Genomic DNA, 26,872 nt, shown 5'->3' on the forward strand with positions numbered 1-26,872 from the left:
CTTGCTGAATTTAGTTTCAATCAGCTGTATGAAACTTGTGATTGGATTGTTAAGATGTGGCGCAATGAGGTCAGACCTCTCCCTTATAAACCCAAGGAGCCAGGATGAAACAGCCATTGAAACTGACGACTCGCCAGGGCGAACGGATTGCCGTCGTGGCGGGGCTGCGTACCCCCTTTGCCAAGCAGGCTACCGCCTTTCATGGCGTGCCTGCAGTCGATCTCGGCAAACTGGTGGTGAGCGAGATGCTCGCCCGTACCGATCTCGATCCCAAGCTTATCGACCAGCTGGTGTTTGGTCAGGTGGTTCAGATGCCGGAAGCCCCCAACATTGCCCGCGAGATCGTGCTCGGTACCGGCATGAGCGTCAATACCGATGCCTATAGCGTCTCCCGCGCCTGCGCCACCAGTTTCCAAGCGGTGGCCAACGTCACCGAATCCATCATGGCCGGTACCGTAGACATCGCCATCGCCGGCGGTGCTGACTCCTCCTCCGTGCTGCCTATCGGGGTGAGCAAGAAGCTGGCTCGCGCCTTGGTGGATCTCAACAAGGCGCGCAATCTGCAGCAGCGCTTCAATATTCTGCGTCAGCTGCGAGTCAAGGATCTGCTGCCGGTGCCGCCCGCTGTGGCGGAATACTCTACTGGCCTCTCCATGGGGCAGACCGCCGAGCAGATGGCCAAGAGCCACCAGATCAGCCGCGAGGCGCAAGATGCGCTGGCTCACCGCTCCCACACTCTGGCCGCGCAGGCTTGGGCTGATGGCAAGCTCAGCGGTGAGGTGTTTACCGCCCATGTACCGCCCTACAAATCACCGCTCGAGCGGGACAACAATATCCGTGAAAGCTCGGATCTCGCGAGCTACGCCAAGCTCAAGCCGGTTTTTGACCGGGTCCATGGCACAGTGACTGCGGCCAACGCCACGCCGCTGACCGATGGCGCCGCCGCAGTGTTGCTGATGCGCGAAGGTCGGGCGAAAGAGCTTGGCCTCGAACCGCTTGGCTATATCCGCAGCTTCGCCTTCTCGGCCATCGATGTCTGGCAAGACATGCTGATGGGCCCCTCCTATGCCACGCCGCTGGCGCTGGACAGAGCCGGCATCACGCTCAGCGATCTGACCCTGCTCGACATGCACGAAGCCTTTGCCGCCCAGACGCTGGCCAACCTCAAGATGTTTGCCAGCCACGAGTTTGCCCGTGACAAGCTGGGCCGTGATCAGGCCATCGGCGAGGTGGACATGGAGAAGTTCAACGTCCTCGGCGGTTCGCTGGCCTATGGCCACCCCTTTGCCGCGACCGGTGCGCGGATGATCACCCAGACCTTGCATGAGCTGCGTCGTCGCGGTGGAGGACTGGGGCTCAACACCGCCTGTGCGGCGGGTGGATTGGGCGTGGCTATGGTGTTGGAGGTTGAATGATGAGCGCTAAGACTTTTTCCCTTGATGTTCGCAAAGATGGCATCGGCATCCTCACCATGGATGTGCCGGGCGAGAGCATGAATACCCTGAAAGCCGCCTTTGTCGAGGAGATCCGCTCCGTACTGGACGAGGTAAAACGCAACAAGGATTTGATCGGGCTGGTGATCACCTCCGGCAAAAAGGACTCCTTCATCGCTGGTGCTGATATCACCATGCTGGCCGCCTGCACCAGTGCCAAGGATGCCGAGACCCTGTCACGAGAAGGGCAGGAGATCTTTGCCGAGATCGAGGGGCTGACCATTCCGGTGATCGCCGCCATTCACGGCCCCTGCCTCGGTGGCGGGCTGGAGCTGGCGCTGGCCTGCCATGGTCGGGTGGTGACCGATCACGGAAAATCTGTGCTGGGGTTGCCGGAAGTTCAGCTCGGTCTGCTGCCGGGCTCTGGCGGTACCCAGCGTCTGCCGCGCCTCATCGGGGTGGCCAAGGCGCTGGATCTGATGCTGACCGGCAAGCAGGTGCGGGCCAAACAAGCCAAGAAATTGGGGCTGGTGGACGATGTGGTGCCGCCGTCAATCTTGCTGGATGCAGCCATCAAGCTGGCCAAGAAGGGCAAACCGCGCCATCAGTTGAAACGGGATCTGCAGGGCAAGGTGCTGGAGACCAACAAACTGGGTCGCAAGGTGCTGTTCGATCAGGCCAGCAAGGGGGTGAAAGCCAAGACCCGCGGCAACTACCCGGCGCCGGAGCGGATCCTGGACGTTGTGCGCATCGGCGTGGAGCAGGGGATGAAGGCCGGCCTGGCCGCTGAATCCCGCCACTTTGGCGAGCTGGTGATGACTGCAGAGTCTGCCGCCCTGCGTTCCATCTTCTTTGCCACCACCGAGATGAAGAAAGAGGTCACCTATAAGGGGGCCGAGCCGCGCAAGGTGGCCCATGCCGCCGTGCTGGGCGGTGGTCTGATGGGGGGCGGCATCGCGTTCGTCACCGCTACCAAGGCGGGCGTGCCGGTGCGGATCAAGGATGTGGCAAGCGCTGGGATCGGCAATGCCATGCGCTACAGCTATGACATTCTGGCCAAGAAGCTCAAGCGTCGTCACATCTTGCGCAGCGAATTGGAAAAGCAGATGAGCCTGTTGACCGGCACCCTCGACTACTCCGGTTTCCACCGGGTCGACATGGTGGTGGAGGCTGTGTTTGAAGATCTCGCGCTCAAACACCAGATGGTGAAAGACGTGGAGCGTGAGTGCGGTGAGCACACCGTGTTTGCCTCCAATACCTCCTCTCTGCCCATCAACCAGATTGCGGCAGAGGCGGCGCATCCGGAGCGGATCGTGGGGCTGCATTACTTCAGCCCGGTAGACAAGATGCCGCTGGCGGAGATCATCCCCCACGCTGGCACCAGTGCCGAGACGGTCGCCACCACCCTGGCTTTTGCCCGTGCTCAGGGTAAAACGCCTATTGTGGTGAAGGACGAAGCCGGTTTCTACGTCAACCGTATCCTGGCGCCCTACATGAACGAAGCGGCGCGACTGGTGCTGGAAGGGGAGCCGGTGGAGGTGCTGGATAGCGCGCTGCTGGACTTTGGTTTCCCGGTTGGTCCCATCAACTTGCTGGACGAGGTGGGGATCGATGTAGGGGCCAAGATCTCCCCCATCCTCGAGAAAGAGCTGGGCGGCGAGCAGTTCCAGGCGCCCAAGGCGTTCGACAAGCTGCTGCAAAATGATCGCAAGGGACGCAAGAACGGCAAGGGCTTCTACCTCTATGGCAAGGCTGCACCGCGCAACAAGCTGACCGGCAAAGAGGGCAAGAAGACGGTGGACGAGAGCGTCTATGGCGTGCTCGGTATCAAGCCGTCTGCCAAGCTGGCTCGTCAGGAAATCGCCGAGCGCTGCGTGTTGCTGATGCTCAACGAAGCGGCGATGGCGCTGGATAGCGGTGTGGTGGCGTCGGCCCGTGATGGCGATATCGGCGCCATCTTCGGTATCGGCTTCCCGCCATTCCTTGGCGGCCCGTTCCGCTACATGGACACGCTCGGGATCGATCATCTGGTTGGCCGTCTGGAGTATTACCAGAAGCGCCACGGCGACCGGTTTGCCCCCTGTGCCCGCCTCAAGGCAATGGCTGCAGAGCAGCAGACCTTCTACTGATAACCGCTGCAGATTGACCGCAAGACCACGAGGCCCGCACCCCATGTGGGCCTCTTTCTATGTTGTGGTTTGTTCGGGTTGTACGGCTTGGGCAGCGCTCATGCTGGCAGAAGCAACCGATTAAAAAACGGCCCACCGAAGTGGGCCGTCGAGATATAACGTCACGGATCAGATCCCCGGTTTGCGCTCCGGGCAGCGGCCGATGATATCGGGTGGCAGATCGCCGTTATCCTGTTCCAGCACCACGTCGAATCCCCACAGCTGATGCAGGTGTTTGAGCACCTCATGGCGTGAGTCGCCAAGGGGGATGCGGTTGTGGGGCACATAGCGCAGGGTGAGGGAGCGATCCCCCTTCACGGCAACGTTGTAGACCTGAATATTGGGTTCCAGATTGCTGAGGTTGTATTGGGCCGACAGGGTATTGCGCACCTGACGGTACCCCTCGTCATTGTGGATGGCAGAGACCTTCAGATAGTTCTTCAGATCGTCGTCATCAATGGCGAACAGCTTCATATCCCGCATTACTTTCGGGCTTAAGAACTGGCTGATAAAGCTCTCGTCCTTGAAGTTCTGCATGGCAAAGTGGAGGGTGTCGACCCAGTTGCTGCCGGCATAGTCGGGGAACCAGTATCTATCTTCCTCGGTCGGGTTCTCGCAGATGCGGCGCAGGTCGGTAAACATGGCAAACCCCAGCGCATAGGGGTTGATCCCCGAGTAGTAGCGGCTGTTGTAAGCAGGTTGATAGACCACGTTGGTGTGGCTGTGCAGCACCTCCATCATGAAGCGATCGCTCAGTTTGCCCTCGTCATAGAGGTGATTGAGGATGGTGTAGTGCCAGAAGGTGGCCCACCCCTCGTTCATCACCTGAGTCTGCTTTTGCGGATAGAAATATTGGCTGATTTTGCGCACGATACGCACCACTTCCCGCTGCCAGGGCTCCAGCAAGGGGGCATTCTTCTCGATAAAGTAGAGAATGTTCTCCTGGGGCTCTGGGGGGTAGCGCCTGTCCTCCACGCCAGCCGCTTTATGCTGCTTGGGCAGGGTACGCCACAGCTCGTTGACCTGAGTCTGCAGATAATCTTCCCGCGCCTTCTGACGCCGCTTCTCCTCTGCCATCGAGATCTTCTGGGGACGCTTGTAGCGATCCACCCCGAAGTTCATCAGGGCGTGGCAGGAGTCGAGCAGTTGTTCCACCGCCTCGATGCCATGCTTCTCTTCGCACTGGGTGATGTAGTTCTTGGCGAACAGCAGGTAGTCGATGATGGAGGAGGCATCGGTCCAGGCCTTGAACAGGTAGTTGTTCTTGAAGAAGGAGTTATGACCGTAGCAGGCGTGGGCCATCACCAGCGCCTGCATCGGCATGGTGTTCTCCTCCATCAGGTAGGCGATGCAGGGATCGGAATTGATGACGATCTCGTAGGCCAGCCCCATCTGGCCGCGCTTGTAGTTGCGCTCGGTATGGATAAAACGCTTGCCGAACGACCAGTGCTGATAGCCGATGGGCATGCCGACGCTGGAGTAGGCATCCATCATCTGCTCGGCGGTGATCACCTCGATCTGGTTGGGGTAGGTGTCCAGCTTGTAGAAACGGGCGACCCGGGCGATCTCCTGGTGATAGGTCTCCAGCAGATCGAAGTTCCAGTCTGGTCCGTCATCCAGTGGCGCTACACGTTTTTCTGTTTCGATCATGTGACCTCCTCACGCCGCTTGTTTCTTGAACAGCTCGCGGAACACCGGATAGATATCCTCGACCTTGCGAATGTGTTCCATCGCAAAGTGGGGGAACTGGCTGGCTACCGACTCATATTCGTGCCACAGGGTCTGGTGGGCACGGGTGGTGATCTCGATGTAGGAGTAGTACCGCACCCTTGGCATGATGTCCCGCGCCAGGATCTCCCTGCATTGCGGTGAGTCATCGGCCCAGTTGTCACCATCCGACGCCTGCGCCGCATAGATGTTCCACTGGTTGGCGGGGTAACGCTCGTTGATGATGTCATTCATCATCTTGAGGGCGCTGGAGACGATGGTGCCGCCTGTCTCCTGGGAGTAGAAGAACTCGTGCTCGTCCACCTCCTTGGCCTGGGTATGGTGGCGGATGTAAACAACCTCAACGTTCTTGTAGGTCCGGCTCAGGAACAGATAGAGCAAGATATAGAAACGCTTGGCCATCTCCTTGGTGGCCTGATCCATGGAGCCAGATACGTCCATCAGACAGAACATCACCGCCTGGCTGGAGGGGACGGGCCGTTTGACGAAGTTGTTGAATTTGAGATCGAAGGTGTCGATAAACGGCACCGCATCGATCCGTCGTTTCAGCTCCCGGATCTCCTTCTCGAGCAGGGCGATTTCGGCAAAGTGCTCGTTGGGATCGGCGGCCAGCAGGGCCAGCCGATCTTCCAGTTCGTGCAGTTGGCGTTTCTTGCCAGCTTGCAACGCCATGCGACGCGCCAACGAATTTTGCAGGGAACGCACCACGTTGATGTTGGCGGGCACCCCGTTGGAGGTGTAGCCCGCCCGATAGGTTTTCACCTCCATCAGCTGATTGAGCTGAGTTTTCTGCAACCTGGGCAGCTCCAGGTCTTCAAACAACAGATCGAGATACTCATCCTTGGAGATCTGGAACACGAAATCATCGGCCCCTTCCCCCTGATTGGATGCTTGTCCCTCGCCGGAACCCTGTCCACCGCCCCCTCCTTTGGGCCGGTCAATCTTGTCGCCGGAGACGAACTGGTCATTGCCGGGATGCACCATCTCCCGTTTACCTCCGTGCCCCTGATGAAAATGGGGCTCGCCGATATCCTTGGTCGGGATGCTGATGCTCTCACCCTTGTCTACGTCCTGAATGCTGCGCTTGGAGACAGCATCCGAGACCGCTTGTTTTATCTGCTTCTTGTAGCGGCGGATGAAGCGCTGCCGATTGACAGCGCTTTTGTTTTTGCCGTTGAGCCTGCGGTCGATAAAATGCGCCATAACTCCCCCTTGAACAGTCAGGGTCAGGATGACTTGCGTACCCTGAGATACCATTCGGAGAGCAGTCGCACCTGTTTACGGGTGTAGCCTTTCTCCATCATCCGTTCGACAAAGTTATCGTGCTTCTTCTGCTCCTCGGCCGAGGTTTTGCTGTTGAAGGAGATAACCGGCAGCAGCTCTTCCGTGTTGGAGAACATCTTCTTCTCGATCACGGTGCGCAGCTTCTCGTAACTGGTCCAGTTGGGGTTACGGCCTGCATTGTTGGCCCGGGCACGCAGCACGAAGTTGACGATTTCGTTGCGGAAATCTTTCGGGTTGCTGATCCCGGCGGGTTTTTCAATCTTCTCCAGCTCGCTGTTGAGGGAAGCTCTATCAAACAGCTGGCCGGTTTCGGGGTCACGGTACTCCTGATCCTGGATCCAGAAGTCGGCGTAGGTGACGTAGCGATCGAAGATGTTCTGACCGTACTCGGAGTAGGACTCGAGATAGGCGGTCTGGATCTCCTTGCCGATGAACTCCACATAGCGCGGGGTCAGATAGCCCTTGATGAACTCAAGGTAGCGATCGTGCAGCTCTTGCGGGAACTGCTCGCGCTCGATCTGCTGCTCCAACACATAGAAGAGGTGTACCGGGTTGGCGGCCACTTCCGCGTGGTCGAAGTTGAAGACGCGGGAGAGGATCTTGAACGCAAAACGGGTAGAAAGACCATTCATCCCCTCGTCCACACCTGCGTAGTCGCGATACTCCTGATAGCTCTTCGCCTTGGGATCGGTGTCTTTGAGGCTCTCGCCATCATAGACCCGCATCTTGGAGTAGATGCTGGAGTTTTCCGGCTCTTTCAGCCGTGACAACACAGAGAACTGGCCCAGCAGCTCGAGGGTGCCCGGGGCGCATTTGGCCTCGGTCAGTTCGCTGTTGATCAGCAGTTTCTCGTAGATCTTCACCTCTTCGGAGACGCGCAGGCAGTAAGGCACCTTGACGATGTAGACCCGGTCGAGGAAGGCTTCGTTGTTCTTGTTGTTGCGGAACTGCTGCCACTCTGATTCGTTGGAGTGAGCGAGCAAGATGCCGTCAAAGGGGAGGGCGGAGAGCCCTTCGGTACCGTTGTAGTTACCCTCCTGGGTCGCTGTCAGCAGCGGGTGCAGCACCTTGATGGGGGCCTTGAACATCTCCACAAACTCCATCACCCCCTGGTTCGCTTTACAGAGCGCACCTGAGTAGGAGTAAGCATCGGCATCATCCTGGGCGAAGTGCTCCAGCATGCGAATGTCGACCTTGCCGACCAGTGAGGAGATATCCTGGTTGTTGTCATCACCCGGTTCCGTTTTGGCAATGGCAATCTGATCGAGAATGGAAGGATTGACCTTCTCCACCTTGAACTTGGTGATGTCGCCGCCAAATTCATGCAGGCGTTTGGCCACCCAGGGGGACATGATGGGACGCAGGTAGCGGCGCGGGATGCCGTACTCTTTTTCCAGGATCTCCCCATCCTCTTCGATGTCGAACAGGCAGAAGGGGTGATCGTTGACCGGTGAGCCCTTGATGCGATAGATGGGCACCTTCTGCATCAGGGATTTGAGTTTCTCTGCCAGCGAGGATTTACCGCCGCCAACGGGGCCCAGCAGATAGAGGATCTGTTTCTTCTCCTCCAGCCCTTGGGCGGAGTGTTTGAGGTAGGAGACGATCTGTTCGATGGCCTCTTCCATCCCGTAGAAATCCTTGAAGGCGGGATAGCGTGCCACGACGCGGTTGGAGAAGAGTCGGCTCAGTCTGGGGTTGGCTGAGGTGTCTACCATCTCCGGCTCACCAATGGCGGTCAGCAGACGTTCGGCTGCGGAGGCGTAGCAGGCTTTGTCCTGCTTACACATATCCAGGAACTCCTGGATGGTATATTCCTCTTCTCTCGCTTTTTCATATCGCTGTTGGTAATGCTCGAATATGCCCATAACTTTGCCCTCGTTATAGTCGCTTACCCTGAAAAAAGTGGATGACTGCTTTTGTGTTGTGCGCTTTTAAAGCCTAGTCAACAGACTCCAGTAATCCATCACGGTTGATAGGTTAAATTCTGAAGAAACCTGCCCGATCCTTGTGCGGGGAGGGTCAGTCAACAACACCGCTATGTTACTGACTGTTAAATTATTTTTGCCACGATAGTGAGGTAAATGTCAAAGACATAAAAAATAAATGTTTATGGGAAACAGGGAACTTATTGCGAAAAGATTAAGGGGTTTGACGAAAGGCAATGGGGCTGCGGGTTGGCGGGGTTATGGATGAGAATGTCATTACGTGAACGTCAACGTAAATCACTTTGTTTGGAGTTTTGGCTCTAATTTTTACATTGACGCTACATTTTGAGTGCCCTAGATTGGCGATGTGTGAGCAGCAAGACGCTTTAGCAAGAGAGTTGACTGTTGCCTCACCAAGCTCTGTTTAAGCACGTTTCCGTTGGCTTGACCCTCGCAACCGCGAGGGTCTTCTTTTTCTGCGTCTGTAAACGCTTGTTTCTGCTGGTGGCTATTGACGCCGCCAGCACTCATCTAGCAAGGGTAGGCTTGTTGCACTGCCGCCAGGACGCGGGCAAACGGGTGCGCGGCCAATTGGCCTGCACCCGCCAGCGATTTGGCTTTGACCCGGCTGGTCAGCGGTGTGGTGATGCCGCACAGGAAACGGGCCAGAACACGTGCATCCACCGAACCTGTCTTGGCCATCAGCGGATCGCACCAGGCGCGGATCCCCGTCTCGTTTGGCATGGCCAGTTGGGGCAGGGGAGGAAGATGTGCCACCTCGCCACGACAAACCGAACAGTGGCCACAATGAACCGGCGCCACCTCATCGGCAAAATAGCGGGCGAGGCGGTGGCTCAGGCACTCGCTTGAGGTGAAAAAGTCGAGCATGGCTTGCAGTCTGGCCAGCTCGCTCTGCTCTTTTTGCAGGAACAGGGCATGCAGGGCATTTGCTTCCTGCTCGTTGTCCCACCCCTGACGGGTGATCCGGTAGACCTCGGTCATCTGTTTGCTTTCAAGCTCGATCCAGCCTTGCTGCTGCAGGTAGTCGAGCGCCGCAACCGCCCGCTGTCGCTCCCCCTGATAGCCCTGCCAGAGGGCGTCAAAGTCCATGGTGCACCAACTGCGGGCTTGCGGGGCACAGGCGAACAGCTGCTCCAGAAACTGGCGGCGTTCCGGATTGAAGCGGCTCACTATCTCGCCTTTATCCAACACAAACTTGAAGCGGTAATCTGCGTAGTAGCTATAGGCCGGAGTGATGATGCCTGCCATCTCTAGATAGACCAGCAGGGTTTTAAGGGGCAACTGGCGGATATTGGTGTCGTTGGAGAGGCGCAGCAGGGTGAATTCCCACTCGCTCCCGCTCTGCTTGATGATGGCAAGGAGCTGGAGGATGGCACTCAAATCCGGCGTATCGCCGTAGACGAAGTTCTCCAGCACCGGCAGCTGGCTCTGGTTGGCCAGCACGATACAGCGCGATGGCTGGCCATCCCGTCCGGCGCGGCCAATCTCCTGGCTGTAGTTCTCGATGGATTTGGGCAGATCGTAGTGAATGACCCGCCGGATATCCGCTTTGTCGATGCCCATGCCAAAGGCGATGGTGGCGACGATGCAGTCCACCTTGCCCGCCATGAAGTCGTGCTGGATCTGGCTGCGCAGCGCCGAGTCGAGTCCGGCATGATAGGCGCGGGCGTTGATCCCTTCTCTAATGAGTTGCTCGGCACAGGCTTCTGCGGTGTGTTGCAAGGTGACGTAGACGATGGTGGGGGCCGCCGGATCGTTGGCCAACTCCTGTGCGAGCCAGCTATCCCGCGCGTCGGGCGCCAGGGGAATGACCGCCAGATCAAGATTGGGGCGGTAGAAACCGGTGACCACGACCCCCTCCGGCGCTATGCCGAATTTGGCCTGCATATCCTGAATCACCGCCGGTGTGGCGGTAGCCGTCAGCAGCAACACCTGCGGGATCTTCAGGTCATGGCGATAGCTCGGCAGCTTGAGGTAGTCGGGGCGAAAGTTGTGGCCCCACTCCGAGATACAGTGCGCCTCATCGACGACCAGCAGCGAGAGCGGCACTTGCTGGATAAAGCGGCGAAAGCGCTCGTTCTTGAGTCGCTCCACCGAGATCATCAGGATCTTGAGCTGGCCATCCAGCGCCTGCTGCATCACTCGTCGGCTCTCCTCCGGGCTCTGGCTTGAGTCGAGGGTGGCGGCGCTTATTCCCTTGCTTTTAAGGAAGGCGAGTTGATCGTGCATCAGCGCCAGCAGCGGCGAGATAACCAGGGTCAGGTGAGGCAGGGCGAGGGCAGGCAGTTGATAACAGAGCGACTTGCCGGCGCCGGTGGGAAAGATGGCGGCGGCACTCTGACCTGCCAGTACCCGGCTGATCACCGCCTCCTGACCTGACCTGAGTGCGGAGAAACCAAAATATTGGTTGAGCAGGGATGGGATCATGGCAAGGCTCCGCGGCAAATGGGTGATGATAGCACAGCGACACGGTCACGGGTGGCACAGGAATGGTCGTGAGGGTAAGGGCAGAGGGTCGTGAGGGTAAGGGCAGAGAGTGTCGATAAAACGTACAAAAATGGGTGGTTGCGCTGTGGTTAAGGTTTTGTTGCGGTTTTTTGTGATGGAAACGGGATATTTTTTGGTGAGTCTCTGGAAAAAAAAGATGGCGAATGGGATATTCCGTCATGCAATCCGGTGACTGGCGGATCGGCCCGACAGAAGGCTGGCCACAGACACCACATTCGGGCGACAGGGGTCTCCCGATGAGTGGTTGCAGACAGGACTCATGATTCATGCACTACGGTGCTTAGGGACTTTTTTGATGACACAACAACACCCCCTCCTTCGGCTGGTCAATAGCACCAGCCTGGTCAGCCAGATCCTGGTTGGTCTGGTATTCGGTATCTTGCTGGCACTGTTTGCGCCCGAGTGGGCGAAAACGGCAGGTCTGCTTGGCAGTCTGTTCGTTGGTGCACTGAAAGCGGTAGCTCCGCTGCTGGTATTCGTACTGGTGATGGCGGCCATCATTGGTCACAAGCAGGGTCAGAAGACCAATATTCGCCCGCTGCTGGCGCTCTACCTGTTTGGTACCTTCTCTGCGGCCGTGGTCGCGGTGATTGCCAGCTTCCTGTTCCCCTCCAACCTCCATCTGGTGGCCAATACTGCCGAGATCACCCCGCCCGGCGGGATCACCGAGGTACTGCAGACCCTGCTGTTCAACGTGGTGACCAACCCGGTCAAGGCGTTGATGGATGCCAACTATATCGGGATCCTGGCGTGGGCCATCGGTCTGGGTATCGCCATGCGCCATGCCAACGAGAGCACCAAGGCGCTGATCACTGACCTGTCTCACGGTGTATCCGCCATCGTGAAAGCGGTGATCCGCTGTGCTCCGCTCGGGATCCTGGGTCTGGTTGCCTCCACTCTGGCAGAGACCGGCTTCGATGCCCTGTTTGGCTATGCCCAACTGCTGGTGGTGCTGATCGGCTGCATGCTGTTTATCGCCTTTGTGGTCAACCCATTGATCGTCTTCTGGAAGATCAAGCGCAACCCCTATCCGCTGGTGCTGACCTGCCTCAAAGAGAGCGGCGTGACCGCCTTCTTTACCCGCAGCTCTGCCGCCAACATTCCGGTCAACATGGCGCTGTGTGAAAAACTGCGCCTGCCCAAAGATACCTACGCGGTCTCCATCCCGCTGGGTGCCACCATCAATATGGCGGGTGCCGCTATCACCATCACTGTGCTCGCCATGGCGGCGGTACATACCCTGGGGATGGAAGTGGACATGGCAACGGCCATTCTGCTCTCCGTGGTCGCCACCATCAGTGCCTGTGGCGCTTCCGGTGTGGCGGGCGGCTCCTTGCTGCTGATCCCGCTGGCCTGTAGCCTGTTTGGCATCAGCAATGACATCGCCATGCAGGTGGTAGCCGTCGGCTTTATCATCGGCGTACTTCAGGATTCTGCCGAGACAGCGCTGAACAGCTCCACCGACGTGCTGTTCACCGCCGCAGCTTGCATGGCCGAAGATGAAACCCTGCAGGATGTGGCTCCGGTACCGAGCCGCGAAGCCTGATCTCGCAACGGTCAGTTTCGCAACACACTTGCGCCCTCTTCGGAGGGCGCTTTTTATTGTCGGCTTTGCTCTCTTTTCCTCTTTGAGCAATCTCATTGGCTGATGTGCCGGACATTCTGTCGCCCTTGTCCAGGGTGCTGCCTTATCTGTATCCCTTCGAGTTGTGCTTACTCCCTCTGTTGTGCGTCACACACCTTTGTCTGCTCTGCTAAGAGCCGATTGCTATGGCTTACCCCAGATCTTTAGGACAAGCACAGCATCACAGAAGAACGAAGATGGCTGGCTGCTGCAGATGAGCCCAACCCGTCTTATTAGACACGCCATCATGGTTTGTTGAGGGGGAGTAAACGTGTTGGCGATATTGAGCTGCGGGCAGGGGGGGTCATGTTGATACCCGATGTGCTCTGGCATGGCGCTGGTGAGCATGCAGATATCCAATAAGGTGGGGGAGTAATAAGGAGAGAGCAGGGGAATCGCGGAGGCACAGATTGCAGAGATAAAAAAGCCAGCCGAGTGTTCGGCTGGCTTTTTGCTATCAGCGCCAGGTCGGGGATTAACCGACCAGCTGATAGAGGATGGCGGAGATGGCGATCATCCCCATCACAGCGACAAATACGTTGCTGATATGACCCTGATACTTCGCCATGGCCGGTACGCGCTTGATAGCGTACATCGGCATGATGAACAGGATGGTGGCGATGATCGGGCCGCCCAAGGATTCAATCATGCCCAGGATGGAGGGGTTGGCAATGGCAGTGCCCCACAGGGTCAGGATGAAGAAGGCGATGATGAACATCTCGACTTTCTTGGCGTTCGGCTCTTTGCCGGACTTGCGCATGTTCTGCACGATCATCCCTTTCAGACCTTCACGGGCACCCAGATAGTGGCCGAAGAAGGAGGAGACGATGGCGACGAACGCAACCAGCGGACCGAAATAGGAGATGATGGGGCTGGCATGCTGGTTGGCCAGATAGGAGAGCACGGCGATGTTCTGAGCCTTGGCTTCTGCCAGCTGGGCCGGTGTCAGGCTCATGACGCAAGAGAAGACGAAGAACATCACGAAGCCCAGCAGCACCATGGCGGTACGCTTGAGGATGGCATCGGCTTTCTCGACAGCCTGATCACCGTGGTCGCGGCGTTGGGCCAGGGAGAAGCTGGAGATGGCCGGGCTGTGGTTGAAGGAGAAGACCAGCACCGGGATGGTCAGCCACAGGGTAGTGGCGAAATCCTTGGCAGAGGGCACTTGCTCCAGCGCGGCACCGGTCCAGTCCGGGATCAGGTACAAAGAGATACCGGCCAGAATGGCGATCAGCGGATAAACCAGCAGCTCGGTCACTTTCAGCATCAGCTTTTCACCGGCCAGCATCACCGACATCATGCCCATGATCAGCACGATGGAGAGGATCCAGCGCGGCGGGGCACTCATCTGCAGCTGATTGACCATAAAGCTTTCCACGGTGTTGGTGATGCCCACGCCATAGATAAGCACGATGGGGTAGATGGCGAAGAAGTAGAGCAGGGTGATTAATTTACCGGCACCCACGCCAAAGTGTTCTTCCACCACTTCGGTGATGTCTGCGTTTGGCTTTTTGGAGGAGAGCACGAAGCGGGCCAGACCACGGTGGGCCAGATAGGTCATGGGACCTACCAGCAGCGCCATGACGACCAGCGGCCAGAAACCGCCCATACCCGCGTTGATCGGCAGGAACAGGATCCCCGCGCCAACTGCGGTCCCGAACAGACTGATGACCCAGGTAGAGTCGCGTTTTTCCCAACGAGTGGTTTGAGTAGAGCTGATCCCTTGCTCTGTTGACGCCGCAACTCCCTGCGTGCCAGTGACTGTGTTTGACATCTATCTCACCCCGAATGTGTGGTTCTTATTAAGTCGGCGCAAGGATACGGTTTTTCTAATCAAAAATGTTGATCAAATTCATCTTTACGGCACGAAAAACCGCACTTTCTTATGGAAATGTGATCAAAACAAGAAAAATTCAATTATTGTTTATCAATTGGCACGTTATTTTAGTGTTAATGATTAAATCTCGCTCAGCCAAATGTAGGTAAATTGTTATTTTGCGAGATGCAGGGCTAGCTGGTTGATCATGCTGGCGGTAGCCCCCCAGATAAAGTGCTGTTGCCAGGGGATCCAGTAGATGGTGTGTGCTTTCCCCCCTCTGGAAAGGGTCAGGGGGATGTGGTTGCGGCGATCCAGCAGATGGGTCAGCGGCACTTCGAAGGCGTGATCCACCTCATCCGGACTCAGGATGAGGGGATAGTTGCCATCGAGCAGCCCCAGCACCGGCAGCACCTCGAATCGTGACACCGTATTGAGCGGGTTGAGGGTGCCGATCACTTCAATCAGCCGTGCCGGAATGCCGAGCTCCTCTTCGGTCTCCCGCAGCGCCGTGGCAATCAGGTTCTCGTCGCCGGGATCCTGTCGCCCGCCGGGGAAGCTGATCTGCCCCCCATGATGGCGCAGCCGTGGGCTGCGCCGGGTCAATAACACGCTGAGCCCCTCATCGCGCATCACCACCGGGATCAATACCGCCGCCGGACTGAGCCCGCCAATGGCAAGGCGATGGGCCGGGGCGGGTCGCTGCAACTGGAAGCGGGTCAGCAGTTCGTGGCGATCCATGGCGGGGAGCTCTCCTGTGTGTTGCCTTGACGGTGGAGGCGGTTACAGCGCCGACAGCGGCGGCAGGATGCGGGCGACCTTGTCATAGGTCTCCTGGTATTCGCTGTCGGCATCGGAGTCGGCGATGATGCCGCCACCGGCCCAGCAGTGCAGGCGACCCGCTTCGGCGATCAGGGTACGAATGCAGATGCTGGTATCCATCCGGCCATGCTGGCTGAGATAGCCGATGCTGCCGCAATAGGCATTGCGGCGCTGGGGCTCCAGCTCTTCGATGATCTCCATGGCGCGGATCTTGGGGGCGCCGGTGATGGAGCCACCCGGGAAACAGGCCCGCAGCAGATCGACCCCTTGCCAGCGTGCATCCAGCTCACCATGGATGGTGGAGACCAGATGATGTACCGCCGGAAACGACTCCACCGCAAAGAGATGAGGCACGCTGACCGAGCCCGGCCGGCTGACCCGACCTATATCGTTGCGCAGCAGATCAACGATCATCAGATTCTCTGATCTGTCCTTTTCCGCCTGCGCCAGCTCCAGCGCGACTTGCCGATCGGTCGCCGGATCGGGGTGGCGAGGGCGAGTGCCTTTGATGGGTTTGGTTTCGATATGGCGGCCATCGAGCAGCAGGAACCGCTCGGGAGAGAGGCTCAGCAGCGCGCTCTCCGGCAGACGGATAAAGGCTGAGAAGGGGGCCTTGTTGGCTGTTGCCAGCAGGCAATAGGCCTGCCACTCATCCCCTTGATAGGGGGCGCTGAAACGCTGGGTCAGGTTGATCTGGTAGCAATCCCCCGCAGCAAGGTATTCCTGAATGCGGGCAAACTTCTCGCCATACTCGGCGCGGCTCATATTGCTCTGCCACGACCCCTGCAAGGCAAAAGCGGGAGCCGGTTTGGTCTGCTGCTGTTCAAGCCAGGCCAGCCGCTTGGCAAGGCCTGCTTCATCCCCCCAGTGCACCAGTTGCCAGTCGCCGGTCGCCACATTGCGCAGCAGCGTCCAGTCGTAGATGCCCACCGCCATGTCCGGCACCGCGATATCGGCGGCGGCCTGCACTGGCAGTCGCTCGAAGCGACGGCCCAGATCATAGCCAAACAGGCCGAGGGCGCCACCAATAAAGGGAAGGCGAGTGGTGATCTGATCCTGCTCCCCCAGGAGTTGTTGCTGGGTATGGGCCAGCAGGGCGAGGGGATCTTCGTGGTGTTTGCTGATATTCGCCCCGACACGCAGAGTGGTCACTTCGCCGCGGGTTTCGAGGGTCGCCAGCGGATCGGCGCTGATGATATCAAAGCCGTTATCGGCACCGAGTGGTCCCGCTGACTCCAGCAACATGGCCCACGGCTGATGCTGCAGGCGGGCAAAAAGCTGATGGAGTTCAGCACTATGGTCTAGATGATGGATATGAAGTGTTGGCGTCATTTTATGTTACACAGGCAACAGTTTGGTTCCCGAACCCTAGTCGGTGCTGGTGGGCAAGCGTATCATAGGTGTCGGTGACTTAAGAAAAAACTGCCGTGTCGTTCGTTTTTTGCTGGTTGATAGTTTTTAGCCAGCACGTCAGCACGGCCCATCATATGGAAGCCCTTGCCCTGCTCCGTGGCAGAGACAAGGACCAGTGAGGATGATATGAGCATTATAAAAAAACAGGATTTCATCGATTCTATCGCAGATGCCCTCCAGTACATCTCCTATTACCACCCGTTGGATTTTGTTCAGGCTGCCAAAGCGGCGTATGACCGCGAGGCCAACCCGGCCGCCAAAGATGCGCTGGCCCAGATCCTGATCAACTCCCGCATGTCCGCCGAAGGTCATCGCCCGCTCTGCCAGGACACCGGCATCGTGACCTGTTTCGTCAAAATTGGCATGCAAGTCCAGTGGGACAGCGACATGACGGTGCAGGAGATGGTGGACGAAGGGACCCGTCGTGCCTACACCAATCCTGACAACCCGCTGCGCGCCTCCGTGCTGGCCGATCCGGCCGGCAGTCGCAAGAATACCAAAGACAACGCCCCTGCCGTGGTCCATATCGACATGATCCCCGGCAACAAGGTGGAAGTGAGCATCGCGGCCAAAGGCGGCGGCTCCGAGAACAAATCCAAGATGGTGATGCTCAACCCCTCTGACGATATCGTCGAGTGGGTGCTGAAAACCGTGCCGACCATGGGCGCAGGCTGGTGCCCGCCCGGCATGCTGGGCATCGGCATCGGCGGTACCGCCGAGAAAGCCGCGGTGCTGGCCAAAGAGGCCCTGATGGAGCACATCGACATTCAGGAGCTGATCGCCCGTGGCCCGCAAACCACCGAAGAGAAGCTGCGGGTCGAGCTCTACGACAAGGTCAACAAGCTGGGGATCGGAGCCCAGGGGTTGGGCGGCCTCACTACCGTGCTGGATGTGAAGGTGAAATCTGCGCCGACTCACGCCGCTTCCAAGCCGGTGGTGATGATCCCCAACTGCGCCGCGACCCGCCACGTTCACTTCGAGCTGGATGGTTCAGGCCCTGCCGAACTGACTCCGCCGAAACTGAGTGACTGGCCGGAGATCACCCGTGAAGCGGGTGGCAACGTGCGCCGCGTCAACGTCGATGGCATCACCAAGGCCGAACTGGCCAGCTGGAAGAGCGGTGATACCGTGCTGCTCTCCGGCAAGATCCTCACCGGTCGCGACGCGGCCCACAAGCGTATCGCCGACATGCTGAAAAATGGCGAAGGGCTGCCTGAAGGGGTCGATTTCACCAACCGCTTCATCTATTACGTAGGCCCGGTCGATGCGGTGCGTGACGAAGTAGTTGGCCCGGCTGGCCCCACCACCTCTACCCGGATGGACAAGTTCACCGAGATGATGCTGGGTGAAACTGGCCTTATCGGCATGATCGGCAAATCCGAGCGTGGCCCGAAAACCGTCGAGAGCATCAAGCAACACAAGGCCGTCTATCTGATGGCGGTGGGCGGCGCCGCCTATCTGGTTGCCAAGGCTATCAAGAAGGCGCGCGTGGTGGCCTTTGCCGATCTCGGCATGGAAGCGATCTACGAGTTTGAAGTGGAAGATATGCCGGTGACCGTTGCGGTCGACTCCGAAGGCAACAATATCCACGAAACCGGCCCGGCCTACTGGTCTGCCAAGATTGCCGAGCTGGATGGCAAGCTCTCCTCCTGAGTGACCGTTTTCGCTGCCGGTTAACGGCATCGGCCATGTAAACAAGGCGCGTCCATCCGGATGCGCCTTGTTGCTTTGGCTGGCCTGTTATGGGCTCAGGTTGGCCGTTTGCGGCAAGCAGGTATAAAAAAGGATGGCGTGACGCCATCCTTTTTCGTTGTGCTTGTGCTCTGTCAGCAGCGCAATTGCACCTGGCTTAGGCCTTTTTCAGGTAGGCGGCCACCAGTACGATCTGCACGCCGTTGACCTTGCCTTCGATATGGAGCGGGTTGTTGGTCAGACGGATGCCCTTGACCAGGGTGCCGCGCTTGGCGGTGAAACCGGCGCCTTTCACGTCCAGATCCTTGATCAGGGTGACAGAGTCGCCCTCTTGCAGCACGGCGCCGTTGGAGTCAACGGTCGGTACGCTGTCGTCATCTTCGTCAGCAATACCAGCTTCAGCCCAGGCCTTGGCTTCGTCTTCCATGTACATCATGTCCAGCAGATCCTGAGCCCACACTTCACCCTTGCCGGAGAGAGCTTTCAGCTGGCGCCATGCCATCACCTGCACCGCAGGCACCTGGCTCCACATGCTGTCACTCAGGCAACGCCAGTGGTTGACCACCAGGGTATCCGGTTGTTCCAGCTGACCACGGCAGGTGTCACAGATAGCAACGCTGTGATCATCGTCGCTGGCGGGGGAGTGAGGCACCACGAAGGCGGTCAGCGCCTGCTCGGCGCTGCACAGTTCACACTTGGCGCCCGCGCGCGCTTGCAGAATGGCGTTGATGGTCATGTTGTTGGTCCCATAGCTAGTGGTAAAACGACCCGCGTTGGGCGGGGCGCGTGAAAGAGGGGGCGAAATATAGCATAAAACCCCGCACTTTGTCAGGTTTGCCCTGGCTCACAAGGTTGGCTGTGCTGTTGCGCGGCGCTGATCGTTTGGTATTGAGAGTGCAATTTGAAGCGGGATCGCTAGAATGAGCCTCCTTTTTGACTGCAAGGCAGGGGCATTCGTGCTGGCTCAACGTTTTCAACAACTGGATCGACTGCTCACCCGCTACCGACGCTGGTGGCAATATCAGCCATATCATCATCTGACCATGGCCTTTGCCGATGAGGCGCCCGAACTGGCTGCGTTGCTCAATGGGCTGACGCTCGGCCAGTTGGCAGAGCTCGATGCGGATATGGATGCCCTCAGCAGTCTGCTTGCCCCCTGGATTGCCGAGGGAGTCGAGCTGCAGCAGCTCAGCCAGCTTGCCCCGTTTACCCCGGATCCCATCACCTGCAGCAAGGAAATGGCGCTGCATATGCCGGGGCGCAAGCAGGCCCAGATCGAGTCGTTCACCGCCTGTCTGCCGGCCCATCAGGGCCCCTATCTGGAGTGGTGTGCTGGCAAGGGACATCTTGGGCGGCTGGTGTCACTTCATCGACAGTCTCCTATCCTCAGTCTGGAGTTGCAAGGACAGCTTTGTGACGAAGGTCGGCTGCTGGCCGAGCGGGATGGCGCCAATATGACCTTTACCTGCGCCGATGCCTTTGCCCCTGAATCGGCGGCGCTGATCGCCCCCGAACATCACGCCATGGCACTCCATGCCTGCGGTGAGCTGCACACCCATCTGCTGGAGCGGGTGGCCGAGCGCAGTGCCCGCGGCGTGACCATATCTCCCTGTTGTTACCACCTGATCCGCACCAGCCACTATCGCCCGCTGTCGGCCGCGGCCAATGCCAGCGAGCTGGTGTTGAGCAAAGCGGATCTCAAGTTGCCGCTACAGGAGACGGTGACCGGCGGTGCGCGGATCGCCCGCCTGCGCGAGCAGGAAGTGGTGTGGCGGCTCGGGTTTGACTGCCTGCAGCGTCAGGTGCGCGGGGTGGATGAGTATCTGCCGGTGCCCAATATGCAAAAGAGCCTGCTGACCGGCACGTTTGAGGCATTCTGCGTTTGGGCTGCTGAACGCAAAGGGATTGTGCTGCCCGCCGGGCTCGACTACCTCACCTGGTTGGAACACGGGGAGCGCCGCTTTGGTGATGTCGCCCGCATGGAGCTGGTGCGTCATTTGTTTCGCCGTCCCCTCGAGATTTGGCTGGCGCTGGATCGCGCGCTCTTTTTGCAAGAGCAGGGCTATCGGGTCGAAGTGGGGGAGTTCTGTGCCAAACCCATGACCCCGCGCAATATCCTGATCCGTGCCGTGCGTGCCTGACATCCGGCTATTTTGAGCATTTTTCTTGAACATTGATGATGGCTGACAGGTTGAGCCTGTCAGTCATTTTTTTTATCACGAACAATGACCGTATGGCAGGTCATCTGGCCGTCTCAACTGTTCTAAAAATGGGCGACAGATCACGCTGGGGCGTTTTCGTTTGGGTTCCTTTTATTTGTTTCAGCTGCACTGAACATCACAAGGTGAAATGGCTCACAAATTCTGCCTATTTCTTAATTCTCATCGTGAATTTAGTTGTTGAAACACCTACTCTTGGAACGCATTAATTCAAACAAGGACGATAAACATGTTCAAACCCAAGCGTTGTGTCTGGCTGATCGCTGCCGCCTGCGCATTGCCAAGCTATGCCGCAATGAGTGCAGCCATGAATATTCAACCCGATCCGCAAAATGCGGGAGGATATGTGATTGCGGCCCCGGATCTGGCAGCCATGGAAAAAGCCAAGACGGCCAATCCCATGTATGCAATATGGGCCAAGGCATTGGCGACCCGGTCAAATAAAATCGTTGATGCCATTGAACCGGGTCTGGCAAGCAATCCTGACAACGTAAAACGGGTTGAACGGGTATTTCCCCAATCTGAATGGGAATATTTAACCCAGATGGCAGCGCCGGAATATACTTATGTCCGCTTCTTGCGAGCCATCGGTAAATTCCCTGCATTCTGTGGTGAATATACTGACGGGCGTGATTCTGATGCGATCTGTAAAAAATCCATCGTGACCGCCTTTGCCCACTTCTCTCAGGAGACCGGTGGCCACATTGCCAAGGAGAACGTCTCCGATAACCCGCTGGGGCTGGAGGAGTGGCAACAGGCGCTGGTGCATGTGCGGGAGATGGGCTGGTCAGAGGGACAGACCGGCTACACCACCGGCTGTGGCCAGAACGACTGGCAAAACAAGAAGTGGCCTTGCAGCACGGGTCAGGGGTACTTCGGCCGCGGCGCCAAGCAGCTTTCTTACCACTTCAACTACGGTGCCTTCTCCGAGGCGATGTTTGATGGCGATGCCTCCGTGCTGCTCAACAACCCGGGGCTGGTGGCGGACTCCTGGCTTAACCTCGCTTCTGCCATCTGGTTTTTCCTCACCCCGCAGGCCCCGAAACCGGCCATGCTGCACGTGATTGATCGTACCTGGATACCCTCCAAACGGGAAGCTGACGCCGGTATCGGCTATGGCTTTGGCACCACCATAAACGTCATCAACGGCGGCATCGAGTGTGGCGAGCAGAACAAGGACAAGGGGCAGCCGGTCAACCGTATTCGCTACTGGGAAGGGCTGGCCAACCACTATCAGATCCAGATCAAGGCGGATGAGAAAAACACCTGCTGGCAGCAGACCCCCTATGGCAGCCTCAATCTCAACGGCGCCACCGACGTGCTCTACACCAACTGGGATGGCAACTGGAAATACTATCCGGATCGCCCGGGTGGTTACTCCTTCGAGTGCGAGCTGGTGGGCTTCCAGACCGCTTATTCCGCGCTGGTGCCGGGTGATTACGAGAAGTGCGTGACCAACTTCTACGGTTCCCACGCCAACTGGCCGAAAGTGCGGATCGTCGCCAAGCTCGATCCCGCCCCGGTCGATCCGGTTGATCCGCCGGTTGATGGTCAGCCTGCCTGGGATGCCAGCAAGGTCTATACCGCTGGCAGCAAGGTGAGCTACAAGGGCGCCGTCTATCAGGCCAAATGGTGGACGCAAGGGGATGATCCCGCCAAAGGTGGCCCCTGGGTTGTAGTTCCTGCCAAATAAGATGGCGTAATTTCACTCCCAAAGAGGAGAGGGCGGATAACTCCTTCTCCTCGTTAATTATCAACAGTGCATTACTGAATATTATCTTGTGTTTTTAATGGTGCTTATGTTCTAACTGATAAGGTGAGTTTCTATCTGAAAATTGAAATGAAATAGTGTTGAATCAAAGTTAAGAATAAAGTTTATATTCAGGTTCGTTAGCCCCCATAAACTAGCGTCTTATGATGAGCGTAGTGCGTTACTTGCGAATTCATTTTCCACCATAAATGAAATATCTCATTGAGAATATGAGGAGTGTCTTCTCTATTGGTAAACTGTCATTTATCACCTGAAATGGTGAGGTCTTGCTATATCACTCAGCTTTATCTCGGTACATTGTCGCTTATTCCCTTGAGAAAATAGATGTAAACGGCAGGTTTATATTGGTAATCTCTTTGGCTTGTGCAAAATTGCAACGAGGGGGAGAGATGAAGGGGGGTTGTCATTGCGGGGCGATCCGTTATGAGATGCTGACTGCACCTTTTGCGGCCGATTTTTGTCACTGTCGGGATTGCCAGCGCACCACGGGGGCACCGGTCGGGGCCTGGATGGACTTTCACGCCGAACAGGTGCAGTGGTTATGCGGCAAACCGACCGAGTATGCGTCTTCAGATTTTATCCGACGGGGATTTTGCGCCGAGTGTGGCTCCACCCTCACGTATCGCAGCACCCAGTACCCTGACTATCTCACGTTGGCTATCGCCTCTCTCGATAATCCAGAGGCTATTGCGCCAACCTATCACATCCATACTGACAGCCAGCTGCCCTGGTTGTCGATCCAGGACGAGCATCCCCGTTATCGTAAAGGGAAGTAAAACCAAGGTAGCCCCAACAAGGGAGGTTGACATGGAGCTGGTAGTTATCCGCCATGGCGAGACGCAAGCCAATGCGGAAGGACGGTATCAGGGTGCACTGGATATCGGGCTTAATGAGAGTGGCCAGAGGCACATTGCCCGATTGGCTGACGAGATAGCGGCCACTCAGGCCCCGTTCGATCGGCTGCTGGCATCCCCTCTGCAGCGAACAAGTGAGAGTGCTACCATCTTGTCTCGTCAGTTGGGATTGCCTGTGGAGCTTGTGCCTGCCTTTCGTGAGCGGGATGTCGGCCTGTTTGAAGGGCTGACACAGGTAGAGGCAAGAACACGCTATCCCGAGCTGTGGGCGCGCAATATCACCCGGCGCTGGGCTGAATCGCCACCCGGTGGTGAAACCATTGATGAGGTGATTGCTCGGGTCTCGCAGGGACTCACGGAACTTGCTTCGACCATGCAAGGGGAGCGGATATTGCTGGTGGCGCACGGTGTGGTCGCCAAGGTGATCCGCGCCGTAACGATTGCCGGTTTTGATGACTTCTTCGAATGGCAATTGCCCAACGGCGGCATGCTGTCGGTGAGGCTATCTCAGGCTGATGGCGGCCCACTGCGCTTTAGCCGTCCTCTTGATGGTGGTGATTGAAAAGTGCACCAAAGGCAGAACGAAAAAAGCAGTGCTACTGAAGAGAGTCGCGCTGCTTTATTGTGTTCGCTGCGGTTGGTTATCTCTGCAGGCACAGGTTAGCAGTGTCACCAGAGGGCAGGGGCGCGCGCCATCAGGTCGGCTCCGGCTCCTCTTTGCGGCAGCAGTTGCGCCCCTGCTTTTTGGCCAGATAGAGGGCGGTGTCGGCCCGTCTAACCATCTTCTCTACAGTGTCATGGCTGCCCTTGCTGGCGCTGATCCCGATACTGATGGTGAGGGAGATCTCAAGAGCCCCGTCCAGTGCATGGTGCTGGGATTCGATGGCTAGCCTGATCCGCTCGGCGCTGGCCCAGGCGAGCTCGAGGGAGGTTTCCGGCAGCAGCACGATAAACTCTTCGCCACCCCAGCGACCCAGCATGTCCACCTCCCGCAGCTGTTTGCTGATCCGTTTCACCAGACTCAGGATCGCCAGATCTCCCTGTTGATGGCCAAAGGTATCGTTGACTTCCTTGAAGTGGTCGATATCGATCAGCAGCAGGCTCATGGTATGGCCAAAACGCTGGCAGCGTTGCATTTCGGCGTTGACCAGCTCGTTGAAGCGGCGCCGGTTGGCAATGCCGGTCAGGGGATCCGTGGTGGCGGCGACCTTCAACTCCTCCACCAGTCGGGCTCGCTCCGAGATATCCCGCAAGATGGCGGTCATCTCGGTGGTCGGGCCCAAATTGATCTTGGCGATGGTCACCTCCAGCGGAAATTCGCTGCCGTCTCGGCGCAGACCCATCACCGAGGCGCGAGCATGCATTGGGCGCGAATTGATGGGGGAGCTGCTGAAGGCTTTGAAATAGGTTTCGTGATTGGCGCGAAAACGCTGGGGAAGCAGGGTTTCCAACCGCTTGCCGAGATAGCTCTCGTCGATGCCGAACATCTCGCAGGCAGCGGTATTGATAAGCTCGATGCGCGATTCGCTGCTGACACTGATGATGCCGTCATAGGCGGAGTTGACCACCGCTTCGAAGCGGCGGCGACTGGTGGTGAGCGCCTCTTCCAGCTGCATCCTGGCGGTGATGTCGATAGCGGTCACGATGATCCGGTTGATCCGTGCCTGCTCGGGGATGATGGGGGAGAGAATAAAGCGCCACCAACTGGTACGCGAGAGGCTGTCGATAGGCAGCTCGCTCTCGAGCCCGGTCTGCATGCGCACACACTCGTGCATTGGCGGCTCGATGGTATTGGTGATGTAGCGGGGAAACATCTCGCTCAGCTGTTTGCCAATGCTGCCAAGGACATCCAGCTCGAACGCCTTGGCAAAGGTATCGTTGGCAGAGACCAGCACAAAGTGATCATCCTTGTCGAGGCTGAACACCGCCACGGCAGCGCCGATGGCGTCGAGAGATGACTTTATGTCGGCATGGGAACCCTGTGTAAACATGCGACCTCCACGGCGAATAACATATTGATATTCAGTATAGTGTGGTCGTTTGGCTAACTACTCTTCGATATCCAGCAACACCAGAATGGCGCTGTCGCCGCCCCATTCGCGGGGGGCCTGATGGAAGGCGCGCACATTGGGGTGCTGGGCCAGCCAGCTGGGAATGCGCTGTTTGAGAATATGTTTGCCGATGCCGTGCATCACCGAGGCGACGTGAATGTTCTCTTTCTGGCAGAGGGTGAGCAGGGCGGCCAGCTCCTGTTTTGCCTGCTGCTGGTTCATGCCGTGCAGATCGAGATAGATCTCCGGCGGATAAATGCCCCGCTTGAGCTTTTTCAGCTCAAATTTTGACACATCTTCCCGCACGTAACGGGTCGGCCCATCATCGTCGAGATGGGGCTGATACTCATCGCTGAAATAGTGGTCAACCCCAAGCTTTTCGCGGGTTTCGCGCAATTCGCGTTTCTGCTTGACCGGGCGTAACTCGGCCCTTATGGTATCTTGCTTGATTTTCCGGGTACCTTTTATCGCATCGCGGAACAGCAGGGTTTCCTCGTCTGTCGGTGAGGGCGTTTTTTTCATCAGATGCTCATGTATTAGGTATGCGTCTTGCCCGTCAGGTAAACGGGGCTCGGGCCGGATATTACTCGACTTGGAGGTGGATTTGGACAAGATATTTATCGATGAGGTGGTTGCCGAGATGCACACCATCCAGGACATGTTGCGTTGGGCCATGAGTCGTTTCAACGACGCCGGGATTTTTTACGGTCATGGAACCGACAACGCCTGGGATGAAGCTGTGCAGCTGGTACTGCCCGCGTTACATCTGCCACCGGATGTAGACCCGGCCATGCGCCACTCCCGTCTCACCAGCAGCGAGCGTCACCGTATCGCCGAGCTGATTATCCGCCGCGTACAGGAGCGGGTACCGGCCGCCTATCTGACCAACAAGGCCTGGTATGCCGGTTGGGAGTTCTACGTGGACGAGCGGGTGCTCATTCCCCGTTCCCCCATTGCCGAGATGGTGGCCAACCGTTTCGCGCCCTTCCTCAAACATGAACCGACCCGGATCATGGACCTGTGCACCGGCTCCGGCTGTATCGCCATCATCATGGCCCACGAGTTCCCGGAAGCGGAAGTGGATGCCATCGACATCAGCGTCGATGCGTTGAACGTGGCCGAGCGCAATATCAACGATCACGGGCTGGAGCAGCAGGTCATTCCGATCCGCTCTGATCTGTTCCGCGATCTGCCGGCGGGCGACAAGTACGATCTCATCGTCTCCAACCCGCCCTATGTGGACTCCGAAGATATGTCGGATCTGCCGGATGAATTCCGTCACGAGCCCGAGCTGGCGCTGGCGTCCGGCTCCGATGGTCTCAAGCTGACCAAGCGTCTGCTGGCCCATGCGGCAGATTTCCTCAAGGATAACGGCGTGCTGGTGGTCGAAGTGGGCAACAGCATGATCCATCTGGAAGCCCAGTTCCCCGAGATCCCCTTTACCTGGGTTGAATTCGAAAACGGCGGCCACGGCGTCTTTGTGATGACCCGTGACGAGCTGGTGCAGTATCAGGATCATTTCGCCATCTACAAGAACTAAGCA

At 57.7% G+C, this 26,872-nt stretch carries 19 protein-coding genes; 9 read left to right on the forward strand and 10 right to left on the reverse strand.

Features of this window, described 5'->3' with window-relative positions:
- Nucleotides 1-104: 104 nt before the first annotated feature.
- Both fadI and fadJ read left to right on the forward strand, forming a co-directional pair.
- Nucleotides 105-1,415, forward strand: coding sequence for an acetyl-CoA C-acyltransferase FadI (gene fadI / locus I6L49_RS04845; protein ID WP_164536749.1), 1,311 nt, complete (start codon nt 105-107; stop codon nt 1,413-1,415).
- Nucleotides 1,415-3,562: a fatty acid oxidation complex subunit alpha FadJ gene (fadJ, locus tag I6L49_RS04850; RefSeq protein WP_216951588.1), complete on the forward strand. Its 2,148-nt coding sequence runs from the start codon at nt 1,415-1,417 to the stop codon at nt 3,560-3,562. The genes fadI and fadJ overlap by 1 nt, the downstream gene beginning before the upstream one ends.
- A 168-nt stretch (nt 3,563-3,730) precedes the next feature.
- Here fadJ and I6L49_RS04855 read toward each other — a convergent pair whose 3' ends face one another.
- From I6L49_RS04855 to I6L49_RS04870, 4 genes are all read right to left on the reverse strand, one after another.
- On the reverse strand, nt 3,731-5,251 hold the full coding sequence (locus I6L49_RS04855) for a SpoVR family protein (RefSeq protein WP_216950750.1): 1,521 nt from the start codon (nt 5,249-5,251) through the stop codon (nt 3,731-3,733).
- A gap of 9 nt (nt 5,252-5,260) precedes the next feature.
- Nucleotides 5,261-6,532 carry a YeaH/YhbH family protein gene (locus I6L49_RS04860; RefSeq protein ID WP_058058196.1) on the reverse strand — a complete coding sequence of 424 codons (1,272 nt, stop codon included), beginning with the start codon at nt 6,530-6,532 and terminating at the stop codon, nt 5,261-5,263.
- Between the two features lie 23 nt (nt 6,533-6,555).
- Entirely contained in the window at nt 6,556-8,478 is a 1,923-nt protein-coding gene (locus I6L49_RS04865; RefSeq protein ID WP_005333223.1) for a PrkA family serine protein kinase, read from the reverse strand.
- A gap of 591 nt (nt 8,479-9,069) precedes the next feature.
- Nucleotides 9,070-10,986: an ATP-dependent DNA helicase RecQ gene (locus I6L49_RS04870; RefSeq protein ID WP_216950751.1), complete on the reverse strand. Its 1,917-nt coding sequence runs from the start codon at nt 10,984-10,986 to the stop codon at nt 9,070-9,072.
- Nucleotides 10,987-11,362: 376 nt separating this feature from the next.
- Between I6L49_RS04870 and sstT the strand changes: the two genes are divergently transcribed.
- Nucleotides 11,363-12,613 (forward strand): serine/threonine transporter SstT, encoded by a 1,251-nt coding sequence (gene sstT / locus I6L49_RS04875; protein WP_216950752.1) that lies wholly within the window; start codon nt 11,363-11,365, stop codon nt 12,611-12,613.
- A gap of 553 nt (nt 12,614-13,166) precedes the next feature.
- Here sstT and I6L49_RS04880 read toward each other — a convergent pair.
- The 3 genes from I6L49_RS04880 to pabB form a co-directional block, all read right to left on the reverse strand.
- A complete protein-coding gene (locus I6L49_RS04880; protein WP_005345325.1) occupies nt 13,167-14,465 on the reverse strand; it encodes a serine/threonine transporter in 1,299 nt (432 codons plus the stop codon).
- A gap of 216 nt (nt 14,466-14,681) precedes the next feature.
- Complete coding sequence (locus tag I6L49_RS04885) at nt 14,682-15,248, reverse strand: CoA pyrophosphatase (protein ID WP_042082994.1); 567 nt, start codon at nt 15,246-15,248, stop codon at nt 14,682-14,684.
- A 42-nt stretch (nt 15,249-15,290) separates the two neighbouring features.
- Complete coding sequence (gene pabB / locus I6L49_RS04890; protein WP_254127548.1) at nt 15,291-16,574, reverse strand: aminodeoxychorismate synthase component I; 1,284 nt, start codon at nt 16,572-16,574, stop codon at nt 15,291-15,293.
- A 294-nt stretch (nt 16,575-16,868) separates the two neighbouring features.
- Between pabB and I6L49_RS04895 the strand changes: the two genes are divergently transcribed.
- Nucleotides 16,869-18,395: a fumarate hydratase gene (locus tag I6L49_RS04895; protein WP_216950754.1), complete on the forward strand. Its 1,527-nt coding sequence runs from the start codon at nt 16,869-16,871 to the stop codon at nt 18,393-18,395.
- A 196-nt stretch (nt 18,396-18,591) separates the two neighbouring features.
- Here I6L49_RS04895 and I6L49_RS04900 read toward each other — a convergent pair whose 3' ends face one another.
- Nucleotides 18,592-19,170, reverse strand: coding sequence for an alkylphosphonate utilization protein (locus tag I6L49_RS04900; RefSeq protein WP_005333203.1), 579 nt, complete (start codon nt 19,168-19,170; stop codon nt 18,592-18,594).
- Between the two features lie 184 nt (nt 19,171-19,354).
- Here I6L49_RS04900 and I6L49_RS04905 point away from each other — a divergent pair, with 184 nt between their 5' ends.
- The 4 genes from I6L49_RS04905 to I6L49_RS04920 all read left to right on the forward strand — a co-directional run bounded on the left by I6L49_RS04905 (nt 19,355) and on the right by I6L49_RS04920 (nt 23,840).
- Nucleotides 19,355-20,575: a methyltransferase gene (locus I6L49_RS04905; RefSeq protein WP_216950755.1), complete on the forward strand. Its 1,221-nt coding sequence runs from the start codon at nt 19,355-19,357 to the stop codon at nt 20,573-20,575.
- A 307-nt stretch (nt 20,576-20,882) separates the two neighbouring features.
- On the forward strand, nt 20,883-22,346 hold the full coding sequence (locus I6L49_RS04910) for a chitinase (RefSeq protein WP_216950756.1): 1,464 nt from the start codon (nt 20,883-20,885) through the stop codon (nt 22,344-22,346).
- A gap of 506 nt (nt 22,347-22,852) precedes the next feature.
- Nucleotides 22,853-23,200: a GFA family protein gene (locus tag I6L49_RS04915; RefSeq protein WP_118853807.1), complete on the forward strand. Its 348-nt coding sequence runs from the start codon at nt 22,853-22,855 to the stop codon at nt 23,198-23,200.
- A 31-nt stretch (nt 23,201-23,231) separates the two neighbouring features.
- Entirely contained in the window at nt 23,232-23,840 is a 609-nt protein-coding gene (locus I6L49_RS04920; protein WP_042083010.1) for a histidine phosphatase family protein, read from the forward strand.
- Nucleotides 23,841-23,973: 133 nt separating this feature from the next.
- On the opposite strand, the gene I6L49_RS04925 is transcribed toward I6L49_RS04920, so the two are convergent.
- Entirely contained in the window at nt 23,974-25,269 is a 1,296-nt protein-coding gene (locus I6L49_RS04925) for a diguanylate cyclase (protein ID WP_042083013.1), read from the reverse strand.
- Nucleotides 25,270-25,326: 57 nt separating this feature from the next.
- A complete protein-coding gene (smrB, locus tag I6L49_RS04930) occupies nt 25,327-25,851 on the reverse strand; it encodes an endonuclease SmrB (protein WP_005333198.1) in 525 nt (174 codons plus the stop codon).
- Between the two features lie 82 nt (nt 25,852-25,933).
- On the opposite strand from smrB, the gene prmB reads away from it, so the two are divergent.
- On the forward strand, nt 25,934-26,869 hold the full coding sequence (prmB, locus tag I6L49_RS04935; RefSeq protein WP_058051987.1) for a 50S ribosomal protein L3 N(5)-glutamine methyltransferase: 936 nt from the start codon (nt 25,934-25,936) through the stop codon (nt 26,867-26,869).
- Nucleotides 26,870-26,872: the final 3 nt, after the last annotated feature.

The sequence above is a fragment of the Aeromonas sp. FDAARGOS 1419 genome, from assembly GCF_019047045.1.
GTDB lineage: Bacteria > Pseudomonadota > Gammaproteobacteria > Enterobacterales > Aeromonadaceae > Aeromonas > Aeromonas veronii.